The organism is Streptomyces sp. NPDC002206, assembly GCF_053593595.1.
In genome coordinates this window covers 43615-57120 of sequence record NZ_JBSFCW010000010.1, presented here as the reverse complement: position 1 = coordinate 57120, position 13506 = coordinate 43615, and the positions used below count along the sequence as shown (strand labels likewise).

The window sequence follows — 13506 nt, the reverse complement described above, 5'->3', positions numbered from 1 at the left end:
ACCCCCGAACCGGTTCCTCGGTGTGACTTCCGGACTGGCCGTCCTTGGGGTGTGAACTCCTCTTCAGCTGCGGTTCGGTCGCTACTGGCTCAGGCGCCTGGAGGCCTGTGGGCCTATCAGTCGCAGTGGGCTGCCCCCTCGCCCGTGGTGAGTAGGACTCACCACGGGTGCTCAAGAGTCTGGTGAGTCGTGGCGCCCGCACGGACAGGTCTGGTGGTGCTACGGCCACAACACCTGGCAGACCCTCACCCCCGCACTCGGCATCCCCGACGACGTCCGTGTCCACCGCGCCCCCCGACAACGAATGCCAGGCCGTCCGGCCGGCGCCTGCCTCGGGTGGGTCACAGTCTCCGGGCGACTTCCGCGGCGTCGCCGCCCAGGACGGCGAGATGGACCGTCTGGCCCAGGCGTTGCTGGAGTGCGCGCAGGGTCGATCCGATTCCCACGGTGTCGTCCGAGAGTATTTGCGCGGCCATGGATCGCAGTTGGGGCCCCACGCCGTAGCTGCCGCCGCCCTCGGGGACGACGTACCCCTCCTCGATCAGCGTGCCGAGCAGGCGGGGGTACTTCTGGGAGTCCGTGCGGTCCTCGCCGCGTGACCCAGGCTGCAAGATCACGTCAGGGTCGTAAACGGGGCGGCGGCGCGGCAAGGGAACCTGATCCGGGTTGCCGACGTCGACTTGGCAGGGAGGTTGTCGGCTTGGCTGGGCAGGGTGCTCACCACTCAGACCGGATGCGGCGCTCACCAGGGCTGCCCCGGCCGACCGTGAGCCCTCACGAGGCCGGACACATCTCCGGGCTGGGGCATGTCAGTTCGGGACACGAGAGCCTCACCACGTGCACGATCTCGTTTCCGCGTGGAGCGAAGGCAAGGGCACTCGGCAAAGAGGAGACACTCCTCCTCTTTGCAGCATCTACTGAGGGGGACACGCATGAGCTGGACCGGGCGATCCGCGAGCGTGCTGGTGGCGGCGGCCATGGTGATGTCAGCAGCCGCGTGCACGGCCGACAGCGGTAGCGGTGGGGAGGAGTCGGCTTCCTGCGTCAACCGGTACACCTACCAGGACCGATCGTATCGGGACGTGGCGAACGTGAACTTCACACTCGGGAAGAAGCTCGGCGCCGCCACCAAACCACCCTGCGAAGACACCGGCGGCCAGGACAAGGACGAGGATCCGGTTACGACAGAGACCGCCTACGAGGTGGACGGCATCTCTCCCAAGGTCGCCATCGCCATCGGGGACACACCGAAGACAGCCATGCTTTTCGCCGCTTACTCCGGCTCAGAACTCCCGCCCGAGGTACAGAAACTGATCGACGGCTCCTGATGTGGAACGCGGGGCTCGGTGTGGCTCAAAAGCTGACGTCACACACGCCACACCGAACCCTGCGCACAGAACAGGGCCTCGGCCGGTGTCGAAGCTGTCGGCTACCCGGCGCAGGTCATGACGACTGTCCAGGGGCTTCCGGCCGATCCAGGGACGGAACTTGATGCCAGGTCAGGGCCTCGTGGTCCGGGGGAGTGCGCACAGTCGGTGAGACCCGTGCGAGAGCGCGCGAGACGACGAAGCCCCGTCGGATTCGCTTCGGTTCCAGTGGTCGTCGCAACTCCCCGGTTCAGGGGATGCCATGGATTTCGAGATTCGCAAGGTCCACCCTCGAAAGCCTCGGTGTCCGGCACTACGACGCGGAGGCCGTCGTCACCAGTGGCTTCGTGAACGGAACTGTCTGCCTCGGGTTCGACTCCGAGGACCTCTCTGACTGGGGCCGGCTTCTCGACGCCATCGAAGAAGCCGAACAGGAGGCCGACCTCGACGAGCAGTTCACAGCGGACTGGCCCCAATCAGGCCGCACCGTATACCTCCGATTCATGTCCGGCGACCCCTACGTGGTCGAAGTCCATGACGGCACCAGCACCCAGATCGTCGTCTCCGTGCCGCTCGACGTGGGCGAAGAGTGGATAGCCGAATCCAGGGAGCGTCTGGCGGCGGCCCGAGCCGCTCTTGGCGGAGGCGCAGAGGATCACCGTGGCGCTCGTCCCTGACCGCGAGCTCGCCCTCCCGCACCACACTCCGACTGCTTGTCAACGACGATTGGGAATCAGTCACAACCGGCCTGGTCGGCTGTGACTTCGAGCGATAGGTGGCCAGGGGCCGCTCGGATCCACTCTGGTCAGCCCTTCGTGATGATTCGTAGTTGGCCACTGTGTCTACCGACAGTTGGCCATCGGGGATCCGAACTGCATGGCCGAGTCTGATTCGGGAGACCGACGTGCTTCGGCCCCGGGCTGCTGTGCAGCGCGGGGGCCGAAGGAGTGCCGTTCTCGCTCCGACTCAGGTCACTGGATTCCGGTGGCTCTGGTCACCATGCGTTGATGACCGGCGCGTCGGGTTCGTGCTGCCGCCAGGCCTCGTTGAGGCGCGCAAGCCGGTTCGCGGCGGCGATGCCGCGCAGGGACGCGACCTTGCCGTCGCTGATTTCGAACGCCACGGCGCCCACGACCCGGTCGTCGACCACGGCCAGGACGGCCGGGGAGCCGTTCACCAGCGCGATATGCATCGCGGGCGAGCCGCCGGCCAGCCGTCGCTTCGCCGGCGTGGGCTTGAAGCCGGCCCGCACGTAGGAGGCGACCCGCTCGCGCGTCTTGTACCGCAACAGCCGTTTGCCCAGTCCAGCGCCGTCCGAGACTGCTGTCACGTCGTCGGTGAGCAGCGTCACCAGCCGTTCGGTGCGCCCCGACGTGGCGGCGGCGAGGAACTCCTCGACGACCCGGCGTGCGGACGCGGGATCGGCCTCGCCGCCGCGGCGGCGCTCGGCGGCGACCCGGATCCGGGCCCGGTGGACATGCTGCTGGCTCGCGGACTCGGTGATGTCGAGGATCCCGGCGATCTCGGCGTGGCTGTACGAGAAGGCCTCACGCAGGACGTAGACGGCCCGCTCGACCGGCGAGAGGTGCTCCAAGAGGGTCAGTACGGCCAAGGACACCGATTCGCGCTGCTCGAAGGTGTCGGCCGGGCCGAGCATCGGGTCGCCCTCGAGGAGCGGCTCGGGCAGCCAGGCGCCGGCCGCTCGCTCGTGGCGCGCCTGCGCCGAGCGGAGCCGGTCGAGGCAGAGATAGGTGACGACCTTGGTCAGCCACGCTTCCGGCACCTCGACCCGTTCGCGGTCTGCGGCCTGCCAGCGCAGGAACGTGTCCTGCACGGCGTCCTCGGCGTCGGCGGCCGAGCCGAGCAGACGGTACGCGAGCGAGGCCAGCCGGCCCCGGCTGGCCTCGAACCGATCGATGGCTGCACTGTCCATGCGGAACAGCCTATGCAGCGACCCTCAGACCGGCCCGGTCAGCGGTGGCCAGGCGACGCTTGCGCTTCGGCATGCCGAAGGTCGGGTGGGCGATGCCCCACCCGGCCCCCTTGAGCACGCCCGACTTGAGCCGCGCGGCGGTCCGGCCGCCCAGGTACCAGGACTTCGACCGGACGTCTCCGTCCACCATCTGGAAGATCGCGTCCCGCCGCCCGAGGCTGATGTGGTTGCCGTGGTACTTCAGCCCAGTGGTCGGGACCTTGCTGCCTGTCAGACGTGCGATGATCGCGGCGGTCGCCTGCATGTTGGTGAAGCCGGCCGAGGCGCAGGACATCGGCAGCGGCCGGCCGTTCTCGCCGATCGCGTAGGCGCAGTCACCGGCGGCGTAGACGTCCGGGTGTGAGACCGAGCGCATGGTGCGGTCGACGACGATCTGGCCGGTCTCGGCGACCTCCAGGCCGCCGGCGGCCGCGATGGGGTGCACGGCGAACCCGGCCGACCACACAGTCACGTCGGCCGGGATGGACGTACCGTCGGCGGCGATCGCCCGTGTCGGCTCGACGGCTTCGATGTCGGTGTGCTCGTGGACGGTGATGCCGAGCCGGTCGAAGGCCTGGCGCAGGTGACGGCGGGCCTTCGGGGAGAGCCAGGCGCCCAGCTCGCCGCGGGCGGCGAGCGCGACCGAGAGGTCGGGCCGGGACTCGGCGAACTCGGTGGCGGTCTCGATGCCGGTCAGCCCCTCACCGACGACCAGCACGGTGCCACCCTCGCCCAGGCCTGCCAGGCGCTCGCGCAGACGCAGCGCCGAGGACCGGCCGGTCACATCGAAGGCGTACTCGGCCACGCCGGGGACGCCATGGTGGGCTACGGAGCTGCCGAGCGCATAGAGAAGCGTGTCGTAGGCGAGCTCGCCGTCGCCGTCCTCGCCGGTCACGGCGACGGTCCGGCGCTCGGGGTCGACGCCGGTGACGCGCGCCAGGCGCAGCCGCACCCCGGTGCCCGCGAATACGTCGGCGAGCTTGCGGAACGCGAGGTCCTGGCCGATCGCCAGCTGGTGGAGCCGCATGCGCTCAACGAAGTCGGGCACGGCGTTGACGACGGTGATCTCGGTGTCGGCGGGGGAGAGCCGGCGGGCCAGGTTTCCGGCGGCGAAGGCCCCGGCGTATCCGGCACCGAGTACGACGATGTGGTGCTTCATGGCGTTGCTCCTGTCTCGTTCGCGTGCCCTTTGAACGAGACGGCGCCCCGATTGCTGACAGGAGCCGGATGTGACGCGGGTCACCGAATCAAGACGAGCGGCTGAGCCTCCGACAGACGCTTGGGCCTGTCTTGGGCAGCCGAACGGGGCGAGGGCCAACTACGGATCGAGATAGCCATCTATCGGTCGGCATTGTGACTTAGCGCGATATCTGGTCAGGCTGGCCAACCAGAACGCTCAGTCACAGCACCGAGCACGGCTCCGGACCTGACACCTAACGCTGGGTCGTCGAGCGCGCGTTCGCCCACCTGCACTGGTTCCGCCGCCTGCGGGTCCGATGGGAGCGGCGGCTCGGGCCGCCGTCGCCAGGTCCGGGGCTAGGGCTGCCAGCACCTCCACAGCTCGGTCACATACCGGTAGGGCGAGAACGCTGACAGGTCCCGCGGAGCTGCGAAAACGTGCCGTCCAGGCGGCATCCCCACACCTCCGCCGATTCCCATCAGTCGGCGTCGAGTTCGCGCAGGTCCTCTGCCAGGCGGACCGGCCGGGAGGGAGCGGCCGCACGAGCGGTGACTCGGGCCTTCGTCCTGAGGAGGGTGAGGGTGTGGCCGGGGCGGCGGACGGGGAGGGTCACCGGCCGCTCCGGGCGTCGGCGATGGGCACGAGCCGGCCGAGGGCCGTGGTGGTGTACCAGCCGCAGCCGATCAGTGTGTTGTGCCCGGTGCCCGGCAGGCGGTGGTCCTCCATGGCGCGCAGGTGGATCAGGCAGACCGGCAAGCGGCGTGAGAGGTGCACGAGGTAGCGGGCGTGGGCGGCGACGTACGCCTGGGCGCCTCCGGCATGGCCCCCGTTCAGGTCGGGCTCCTACGTGTTGAGACTTCTTGGTTCGTCGGGCCGTGACACATCGGGTCACCGACCTTGCTCAGGGCCCCGGCGGCTGGGCTGCACGGCACCGGCCGGTCATCAGCGTTGCCGTGCCGCCACCCACCGATCGGCCCACGGTGTCCAGCGTCGGTGACGAAGGGGCGTTGGCCTCCGCCTTGCGCCGTACGGAGCCGAGCGAGCCGCTTCGGTGACAGCGTTCCGGACGCTTCCGCACGCCATGCCTCCGGTGGTGCCGCACGCAACCGCATGCGGACAGCATCGTCATCTCTTCCCGGCCGATGGGCAGCGGCCAGGTCACAGGCGGACGACGACGACAGCCGTGTCATCGGTGGCGGAGCTGAGGTCAATGAGTTCATCCGCCAGTGCCTCGACCTGACCGTTGCCATGGCGAGCGAGATGGTCGGCGAGCCGTTGCAGACCTTGGTCGATGTCCTCCCCGCGGCGCTCGATCAGCCCGTCGGTGTACAGGACGAGGGTGGCGCCGTCGGCGTAGGTGGTGGAGGCCTGGGGCCGGGGGGTGTGTTCGAGGCTGGCGCCCAATGGCGGGTCGGTCGCCTGGTCCAGGAAGCGCACGGTGCCGTCGGGGTCGGCGAGGGCCGGGGGCGGGTGGCCGGCGCTGCTGTAGGTGATGCGGTGGTCGGCCCAGGCGATGATGGTCTGCACCGCGGTGGTGGACAGGGCGCCGTCCACGGAGCGGGCGTACAGGTCGAGTCCGTCGAGTGCCGATGCGGGGCCGCCCACGACGCGGATCGCGGCGCTGAGGGCGCTGCGCAGCTGGCCCATGACGCCGGCCGCGGCCAGGCCGTGCCCGACGACGTCGCCGACGGCCACGGCGTAGCTGCCGTTGGGTAGCTGGGTCACGTCGTACCAGTCCCCGCAGACGTTCAGGGCGTGGATCGCGGGGCGGTAGCGGACCGCTGCCTGGTGACGGGCGAGGGCCTGGGGGGCGGGCAGCATCGAGTCCTGGAGCGCGAGGGCGATTTGTCGTTCGCGGGCGTTGGCCTGGCGCAGTCGCTCGTTGACTTGCTGCAACTGGCGGGAGCGGGCGTACAGCTCGAGTTCCATCTGACGACGCCGATGATCGGCGTCCGGGTCGCCGGCGCGGACGAGGTCGGTGATTTCCTCGAGGCGGTGCACGATCAGCGTGACCTGTCCGTCGGAATCCAGGACGGGGGCATTGATCGGGCTCCAGTAGCGCTCCGCGAACACTCCCGGCCGGTCCGGTTCCTCCAAATCATGGCGGATAGGACCCGCAACGTCCTGGGCGCCGCTCTCCAGCACCCGGTGCAGTGACGCCTTCAGGTCCTCCATTTCGGATTTGTCGTCCTGTGGGAAGGCGTCGAACACGTACTGGCCTATGAGCTCGTCGCGGGTGCGACCGACCAGATCTTGAAACGACGGGTTCGCGTCCATAATGACGAACACGGAATTGAGTACCAGCGTTGCACTGGGTGACGCCTCGAAGACGGCGTGGTAGTCGATCCCGGGTTCTCTCACGGCATACCCCGGACACGTTGGCGATCGAGTCCGCTATTAGTGCTCTCTTTCTTCAGTATGCTGTTGGGCTGCCGTGGTCGCCCGTCGGCCGCATGTACCTGCCGTCGCTGCCGTGAGCCGGCAGTCACGCCATGGACTGTGTCCGGCGCAAGACTCCGTGCCGGTCGCGAAGTGGCGGCCCATGACGCCCGGCAGATCCTGCATCGGCAGGTTCAGGTCAGGGAGGCCGTCGGTCCGGGCCTGCATCGGGGTCGCGACCGCGAGGACCCGGCGGGGAACGATCTGACCGTCGGTCAGCCACGCGCCGCGATTCTGCCGTCTTCAAGGGACTCGGCTGCGGCCGCGAGGGTGTCCACGACGCGGATACTGCGGGCGGCGAAGCGTGCGGGTGTCCTGGTCCAGGTCGGTGCCGCGGGTGAAGCAGCCCAGGTCGTCAGTCAGTTACCGAAACAGCGGCGCGTGGTGGACGGAGGCCGGGCCAACCGTCAGGATCCCTATAGGTTCGTCGCGTATCTCCCAGCCGTGGCAGTGCACCACGCCGTGCCGCCAGTGCCGAGCCGGCCAAGGAACGTCGGGCAGTACGTCACGCAACCCGGTGGCGACCAGCAGTCGGCGCTGCCCGCGGGACGCTGCCGTCGATCAGGGGCACGGCAAAACGCGGATCACCTTCGGCGGTCGGGTCGTCCGGGACAGCGACGGTCGCCTCGCCGGCCACGATCCGTCCGCCATAAAGGCGCACTTCCTCCCGTCCGCTGCGCAGCAGCTCCGCCGGCGCAACGCCCTCCAGGCTGAGCAGGCCGTGCGCGCCCTCGGTGGGTGCGTTACGGGGGCGTGCCGCTATCGATCACGACGACCGGAGCGGCGGGAGCGGGCGAGTATCAGCGCGCCGTTCCCTCACAGACATGCGCGTGCCTTTCCAGATGGTGAGCAAGCCCTGAGCGGGCCCTCACGCATTCACACCAAGCACGCTTTGCGTATGAGGCATACAATTTTGCTTATGACGCAAGACGATGGTGAGCTCGACAGCCTGGTACGCATGCGGATCCGCGCGCTGCGGGTGGCGCAGGGCTGGTCTCTTGACGACTTGGCCACCCGAGCCCGGCTCAGTCCCTCCACTCTCAGTCGGATCGAGACCGGTCAGCGCCGCCTTGCTCTGGACCAGCTCGTCACCCTCGCCCGTGCCCTGGACACCTCGCTCGATCAGCTCGTCGAGACGGCCACAGACGATGTCATCTCCAGCCCGATGATCGACGCAGCCCACCAGCTGATGCGGTGGCCCGTCCGGGCGGACCCGGGCATGACGGTCGTGCGTCAGCGGATGACGGATCCGCCGCCCGACAGCCCTTCGCGCATGCGTGCCCATCCCGGCCGCGAATGGCTCGTTGTCCTCTCCGGCACCGCGATCCTGCTGCTGGGCAATCGGCGCCTTCGCGTAGAGACCAATCAGGCCGCGGAGTTCCCCACCATGCTTCCGCATGCCATCGGCGCAGAGGGCGGCCCGTGCGAGATCCTGGGTATCTTCGACCGCGACGCCCGCCGCGGGCACCAAAGCGGCGAGAGCGCAAGGGACGCCGGTCGTCCGTCGCAGTGATGTGAGCGCCGCGCAGCCGCCTCTCCTTGCCGCAGGTCGAGTGCCGCTTGCCTGTTCAGCAGTCCAAGCAGCCATCATCTTGCGGATTCGGGAAGCGACCGTGCCGCACGCCTGTGATCCCCTTAGCGTGGGTGCCATGATTCACACGTTCCCGCACGCAGCGGACGATCACGGCGCGTACTCGGTCCACCAGCACGGACAGCAGCACGACGCCGACGGCCAGGCGGAGATCCTCGACCTCGATGCAGAAGTGCTCGCCGAGCACATCGCGTCCATCACCGCATGGCTGCCCGTCAAAGCCGCCCCCCTTCGGATAGTGGACCTGGGCAGCGGGACCGGAGCCGGCACTCTCGCACTGCTCAAGCGCTTCCCCGATGCTGAGGTGACCGCCGTCGACACCTCGGCCAGCCACCTGCACCGCCTGCTCGAGAAGGCCGAGTCGGAAGGCCTGGCCGGCCGAGTGCATACTGTTCAGGCCGACCTCGACACTGCCTGGCCCGACCTCGGCACGCCCGATCTCGTGTGGGCGTCAGCCTCCATGCACCACATGGCCGACCCTGACCGCACCTTGCGCCAGGTCCACGACACGCTCGCGCCAGGCGGGCTGTTCGCCGTCGTCGAACTGGCAGGCTTCCCGCGATTCCTGCCCGAGGACGCGCCAGAAGACCGGCCCGGCCTTGAGGAACGCTGCCATGCCGCACTCGACCGTCACCATGCCGAGCACATGCCGCACCGCGGCGCCGACTGGGGGCCCAAGCTGACCGCCGCCGGCTTCACCGTCGAGCGTGAACGCACCATCACCGTGAACCTCGGCCCGCCCCACACCGAGGCAGTCGGCCGCTACGCACTCGGCAGCCTGCGCCGCATGCGCGGCAGCGTCGCCGAGGCGCTGCCGGTCGAAGACCTGACCGCTCTCGACCAGCTGCTCAACACCGACAGTCCTCGCAGCATTCTGCGCCGCGACGACCTGACGGTACGCACCGAGCGCAGCGTATGGGCAGCACGACGCCGTTGACCGGGCATCCGGCGGAAGCGACCGCGGTCGCCACTTTCGGCGCTGGGGTCTGCGCGGCTCGCGGGATTCAGGTCAAGCCTCCGCACGATGCGTCGTCAAGTACCTCTTTCAGGGCGCGATTGGCCCGTACCGGCGGCTCGGACTGCACGGGCCATCGTGCCGGAGACAGTCACCCCCGATACTTCGGAGATTGCCTGGCATGACTGGCTGACCGAGGCCGAACTGATCGGCCCGGTCCGCCACGAGGCGTTCGTTCCCGACGGCCGGGAGGTGCGAGCGCTATCGTGATCTGGCCGAACGGCCTGCCCGTTCCCAGCCCGAGTGAGCTGCGAATCGACGGTCCGCCAGTGCGGTGTCGGGTGTCTGCAGGTGTTTTTCGGCAGGTTCGTCCAGGCGGTGTGCCCGGGACTGCGGGTTCGCCTGAGGGACCCGATATCCGCCGATCTCGTGTGCCCTCTTGGCGACGATTGGCCTGGGCGCAGGATGTGCGGCGCACCTGTACGAGTGTGGGCATTGCGGTGAGAAGAAGCCAATGGGGTTTCAGGGGCCCGTTGTCGGTCACCCGCAACGTACCGACCGAACGACGACAACCATCGGGAGTGAGGCACATGGAGAACTGGCGTATGCGGGCGGCCTGCCGTGACGAGGACCCCGATCTGTTCTTCCCCGTCGGAAGCACCGGCCCGGCGCTCGTGCAGACGGAAGAAGCGAAGGCGGTGTGCGGCCGATGCCCAGTTCGGGAGCTGTGTCTGGAGTGGGCCTTGGAGAACGGTCAGGACTCCGGCGTATGGGGTGGCCTGGGCGAGTCCGAACGGCGTGCGCTGAAGCGCCGCACCCGCAGGCGGGCTCAGGAATCCGGATAAGGAGGGACGATGAGCCCATGGACCCCACGGCTTGGCTTCTCGTCGGCGCGGTCGCCGCGCTGCTCACCATGGGGGTCGCCGGCGTCCTCCTGATCCGGCTGATCCGGGCAAGGAAGCTGCTCATCGACGCAGGAGTCCCGCTGCGGAACAAGGCGTTGGTGTGGGCGGCGGCGATATACACCGTGTGTCCCGTCGACCTGATCCCCGACCCCGTCTACCTCGACGACATCGGGTTCCTGCTGCTGGCGCTGCGCTCGCTCTCAGCCCACGGCCGCGGGCTGCCCGGGCGACGCCCTCCCTCATAAGGGCGGCCATCCAGCCCTCCTCACGCGCCGGCTGGTCGGTCTCGTCATCCGGAGTCGCCGGCTCCTCAACGGTCGGCTCCGGCTCTGGTGCGGCCGATCAGAGTGACCAGGCCGTGTGTCTCGCTCCAGCCTTTCTCGTCCGGCACGTACACACAACCGCTTGATCACTCCCGCGGGACGGCGGGGCCAGGGCGGGGGTTGACGCGTGCCATGCTGGAACTTCCGATTTATGGTGGCGAGCGGGGAAAGCGGCAGGGTGAGGACAGTGACACGGGCGAGCCGGACGAGGATCTGGGACCGGTTCTCAGCCTCCGACCCCGGACTGTTGCGGCTGATGGCCGGCCTGCGGACAGTCGGTGCCATCGCGCTCACGCTCGCGGTTCTGGCGCTGCTCAAGGCCGATGTGAGCCACATGGTGGCCGGTGCCATCGCGGCCATGGTCGCGACCTTCGCCATCAAGGAGAAGCAGCGGCGCGAACAGGCCATCACGCTCGCGCTCGGCCTGCCGGTGGCGCTCGTGGCGATGTCATTGGGAGCGCTGTTGAGCACCGAGGTCGTCGCGGGCGACCTCGTCTTCCTCGCCTTGATCTTCGCTGCGGTCTACAGTCGCCGGTTCGGTGATCGCGGTACGGCCCTGGGACTCATCGGGTTTCAGATCTACTTTGTGTCCCTGTTCGTCAGGGCCGCAGTCTCCGCGCTGCCGGGGCTGTGCGGAACACTGGTCGTCGCGTTCGTCTGCAGCGCGGTCGTGCGGTTCGGCCTGGTTGTTGAGACACCCGAACGCATTCTGCTGCGACTGCGCGAGGCCTTCCGCGCGCGCCTCGCCCAATTGGTGTCCGCCCAGATCGAGTTGCTCGACGCCGGGCCGGACCACGTCGAGAAGGCGCTGGAGGACGTACGCCGGCACACCGCGCGCCTCCACCAGAGCGCGATGATGATCCAGGGGCGGCTGGAGGAGGGCACCAGCGACAGTGCCACAGCCTTGCTCGTCCAGCGCCGTGTCGCCGACGCCGAGATCGCCGCCGAGCGGCTCGGCGTACTCATCCTCACCGCGCGCAGCTCCGAACGCGCCGATACGCTCACGCTGCATCTGCCGCATGCGCCCGCGCCACCGCCCGGCAACCGACTGCGGACACAGGACGACATCACCGCGACGCTGCGCCGTGATCTCAACGCGTTGCGCCTGCTCGTCGCCCGCCCGGCCTCGAACAATCGCGGCGCCGCCGTGGCTCACCTGCGCAATCGGCTGCTCGGGTATCGGGACGAGGAGAATCTGCCGCGCGCCTCCGTCCCCGTCCAGGACGTCTTCCGTGGCATCGGGGAGGCGGCGCGCGGTGTCATGGGCCTACGGCTGGCCCTCGACGGGCCCCAGGACGAGTCCGACGACACACCTGCGACGACACGTTCCCGTGAGGAACTGGACGCCGAGGACTTCGCCATCGCGCAGGCCGAGGAGACCGAGCCTGTCGAGGATGTCCGCAAGGGACTGGAGCGTCCCACGACCCGTGCCGCGGTCCAGGTGTCGGTGGGTTCGGCGCTGGCCATCGTGGGCGGGGAGTTCCTCTCCAGTCAGCGCTGGTACTGGGCGGTGCTGACCTGCTGGGTCGTCTTCCTGAACACGGCGTCCACCGGGGAGATCCTGGTCAAGAGCTACCGTCGGCTGCTGGGCACGGTTCTCGGCGTCGTCGCCGGTGTCGGCCTGGCGGGCCTGGTGGGTCACCACACCTGGACGGCGTTCGCACTCGTGCTGCTGTTCATCTTCGCCATGTTCTTCACGGCGCCGCTGTCGTACGCCCTGATGTCCTTCTTCGTCACGGCGGCACTGGGGCTGCTGTACACGCTGCTCAACACCTACAGCTCCGCGGTACTCGTCCTGCGCATCGAGGAGACCGCGCTCGGCGCCGCCTGCGGCGTGATCGCGGCCGCCGTGATCCTGCCGGTGCACACCGATCGCCGCACCGACGAACTCCTCGGCACGGTGCTGACCCGGCTCGGTGATGTCACTGACGCCGCGGTGGAGCAGCTGAGCGGCGGGCCCGCGCGCGATCTGCTGGACATGGCCCGGGAGCTCGATACGGCACTGGACGATCTGCGGTCCTCCGCGCAGCCGTTGACCCACCCGATCACCCCGCTGCGGACCCGCCGCCAGACCGCTCGCTACGTCGTGGCGCTGCTGGAGACGTGCGCCTACCACGCGCGTTCGCTGGCGGCGACGGCCCAACTCCTTCCGAGCAGCAAGAGCGTCGCCGCGGACCCGCTCCTGAAGGGAGCAGGCCGGCGCATCGCCCACAACATCGACGTCCTCGTCGCGCGCGTCGAGGACGACGACCGCGACGGCGTGGTGGAGACCGGCGCGAGCCTGGCCTCCATGCTGGAGACGGACAAGCCCGGCTTCCCCCGGCACGACCGTGTCACGGACCGTGTCCTGCGGCATCTGCAGCGCCTGGACGAAGGTTTGATCGGTCTGGCCCGCCCTCTCAGGGTGTCTGTCGCGACACCCGACCGGGCGTCGTCCCGGGGCGTGGGCGCGTAGCCGGGCCGGCGTCAAGAGGGGCCCTGCCTGCACCGAGAGTTGCCGACCTTGCCCAGGCATGCCGGAGTACTTGCTTTTCGGGCTGGGCAGAACGTGAACTTCACACCGTCGAGGGCGTCGCCGTGCCGGCCAACGTCGCCGCGGACACCGAGGGCGCAACTGTTTGATCGGTTCCCAGTCCTGTAGCGCCGGATCAACCTCGGTTCGTGCGTCGAGCCTGGCACGTACCTCCAGCTCCGTGCCCGGCAGAACGCCGCGCGTCCGACCGCTTGTAGGGTCCGCGTTGCCGCGGGCACTGATTCCTGCGGGAACGGCAGAG

At 69.0% G+C, this 13506-nt stretch carries 12 protein-coding genes and 1 pseudogene; 7 read left to right on the top strand and 6 right to left on the bottom strand.

The genetic code is table 11. From position 1 onward, the window contains the following. Window positions 1-341: 341 nt before the first annotated feature. Entirely contained in the window at window positions 342-617 is a 276-nt protein-coding gene (locus tag ACWCP8_RS20140; RefSeq protein ID WP_352267981.1) for an IclR family transcriptional regulator, read from the bottom strand. Between the two features lie 315 nt (window positions 618-932). On the opposite strand from ACWCP8_RS20140, the gene ACWCP8_RS20135 reads away from it, so the two are divergent. Together ACWCP8_RS20135 and ACWCP8_RS20130 are read left to right on the top strand one after the other, a co-directional pair. Further along, window positions 933-1328, top strand: a complete 396-nt coding sequence (locus ACWCP8_RS20135; protein ID WP_352267980.1) for a DUF6281 family protein — start codon at window positions 933-935, stop codon at window positions 1326-1328. A gap of 296 nt (window positions 1329-1624) precedes the next feature. Then, window positions 1625-2044, top strand: coding sequence for a DUF5959 family protein (locus ACWCP8_RS20130; protein ID WP_352267979.1), 420 nt, complete (start codon window positions 1625-1627; stop codon window positions 2042-2044). Window positions 2045-2361: 317 nt separating this feature from the next. On the opposite strand, the gene ACWCP8_RS20125 is transcribed toward ACWCP8_RS20130, so the two are convergent. The 5 genes and pseudogenes from ACWCP8_RS20125 to ACWCP8_RS20105 all read right to left on the bottom strand — a co-directional run bounded on the left by ACWCP8_RS20125 (window position 2362) and on the right by ACWCP8_RS20105 (window position 6880). After that, the gene (locus ACWCP8_RS20125; RefSeq protein WP_451117234.1) at window positions 2362-3300 is read right to left on the bottom strand and encodes a sigma-70 family RNA polymerase sigma factor; all 939 of its coding nucleotides are present in this window, start codon (window positions 3298-3300) and stop codon (window positions 2362-2364) included. A gap of 10 nt (window positions 3301-3310) precedes the next feature. Further along, window positions 3311-4498 carry an NAD(P)/FAD-dependent oxidoreductase gene (locus ACWCP8_RS20120; protein ID WP_352267976.1) on the bottom strand — a complete coding sequence of 396 codons (1188 nt, stop codon included), beginning with the start codon at window positions 4496-4498 and terminating at the stop codon, window positions 3311-3313. Between the two features lie 499 nt (window positions 4499-4997). Then, window positions 4998-5132, bottom strand: a complete 135-nt coding sequence (locus ACWCP8_RS20115) for a hypothetical protein (protein ID WP_451117232.1) — start codon at window positions 5130-5132, stop codon at window positions 4998-5000. Then, a pseudogene (locus ACWCP8_RS20110) lies at window positions 5129-5335 on the bottom strand (hypothetical protein); the annotation flags it as partial. The pseudogene ACWCP8_RS20110 and the gene ACWCP8_RS20115, both read right to left, overlap by 4 nt. 342 nt (window positions 5336-5677) lie before the next feature. Next, on the bottom strand, window positions 5678-6880 hold the full coding sequence (locus ACWCP8_RS20105) for a PP2C family protein-serine/threonine phosphatase (RefSeq protein WP_451117230.1): 1203 nt from the start codon (window positions 6878-6880) through the stop codon (window positions 5678-5680). Between the two features lie 997 nt (window positions 6881-7877). Here ACWCP8_RS20105 and ACWCP8_RS20100 point away from each other — a divergent pair. The 5 genes from ACWCP8_RS20100 (at window position 7878) to ACWCP8_RS20080 (ending at window position 13187) form a co-directional block, all read left to right on the top strand. Continuing rightward, on the top strand, window positions 7878-8471 hold the full coding sequence (locus tag ACWCP8_RS20100; protein ID WP_451117228.1) for a helix-turn-helix domain-containing protein: 594 nt from the start codon (window positions 7878-7880) through the stop codon (window positions 8469-8471). 136 nt (window positions 8472-8607) lie between these two features. Next, complete coding sequence (locus ACWCP8_RS20095; protein WP_352267972.1) at window positions 8608-9486, top strand: class I SAM-dependent methyltransferase; 879 nt, start codon at window positions 8608-8610, stop codon at window positions 9484-9486. 608 nt (window positions 9487-10094) lie between these two features. Continuing rightward, window positions 10095-10349 carry a WhiB family transcriptional regulator gene (locus ACWCP8_RS20090; protein WP_352267970.1) on the top strand — a complete coding sequence of 85 codons (255 nt, stop codon included), beginning with the start codon at window positions 10095-10097 and terminating at the stop codon, window positions 10347-10349. A gap of 17 nt (window positions 10350-10366) precedes the next feature. Beyond that, window positions 10367-10654, top strand: coding sequence for a YkvA family protein (locus ACWCP8_RS20085; protein WP_352267968.1), 288 nt, complete (start codon window positions 10367-10369; stop codon window positions 10652-10654). A 334-nt stretch (window positions 10655-10988) separates the two neighbouring features. Beyond that, window positions 10989-13187: an FUSC family protein gene (locus ACWCP8_RS20080; RefSeq protein ID WP_451117434.1), complete on the top strand. Its 2199-nt coding sequence runs from the start codon at window positions 10989-10991 to the stop codon at window positions 13185-13187. Window positions 13188-13506 lie beyond the last annotated feature (319 nt).

Excerpts from the sequence above, each read along its gene's own strand:
- ACWCP8_RS20135 (WP_352267980.1), top strand. The coding sequence starts at position 933 with ATGAGCTGGACCGGGCGATCCGCGAGCGTGCTGGTGGCGGCGGCCATG.
- ACWCP8_RS20130 (WP_352267979.1), top strand. The coding sequence starts at position 1,625 with ATGCCATGGATTTCGAGATTCGCAAGGTCCACCCTCGAAAGCCTCGGT.
- ACWCP8_RS20125 (WP_451117234.1), bottom strand. The coding sequence starts at position 3,300 with ATGGACAGTGCAGCCATCGATCGGTTCGAGGCCAGCCGGGGCCGGCTG.
- ACWCP8_RS20120 (WP_352267976.1), bottom strand. The coding sequence starts at position 4,498 with ATGAAGCACCACATCGTCGTACTCGGTGCCGGATACGCCGGGGCCTTC.
- ACWCP8_RS20100 (WP_451117228.1), top strand. The coding sequence starts at position 7,878 with ATGACGCAAGACGATGGTGAGCTCGACAGCCTGGTACGCATGCGGATC.
- ACWCP8_RS20095 (WP_352267972.1), top strand. The coding sequence starts at position 8,608 with ATGATTCACACGTTCCCGCACGCAGCGGACGATCACGGCGCGTACTCG.
- ACWCP8_RS20090 (WP_352267970.1), top strand. The coding sequence starts at position 10,095 with ATGGAGAACTGGCGTATGCGGGCGGCCTGCCGTGACGAGGACCCCGAT.
- ACWCP8_RS20085 (WP_352267968.1), top strand. The coding sequence starts at position 10,367 with ATGGACCCCACGGCTTGGCTTCTCGTCGGCGCGGTCGCCGCGCTGCTC.
- ACWCP8_RS20080 (WP_451117434.1), top strand. The coding sequence starts at position 10,989 with ATGGCCGGCCTGCGGACAGTCGGTGCCATCGCGCTCACGCTCGCGGTT.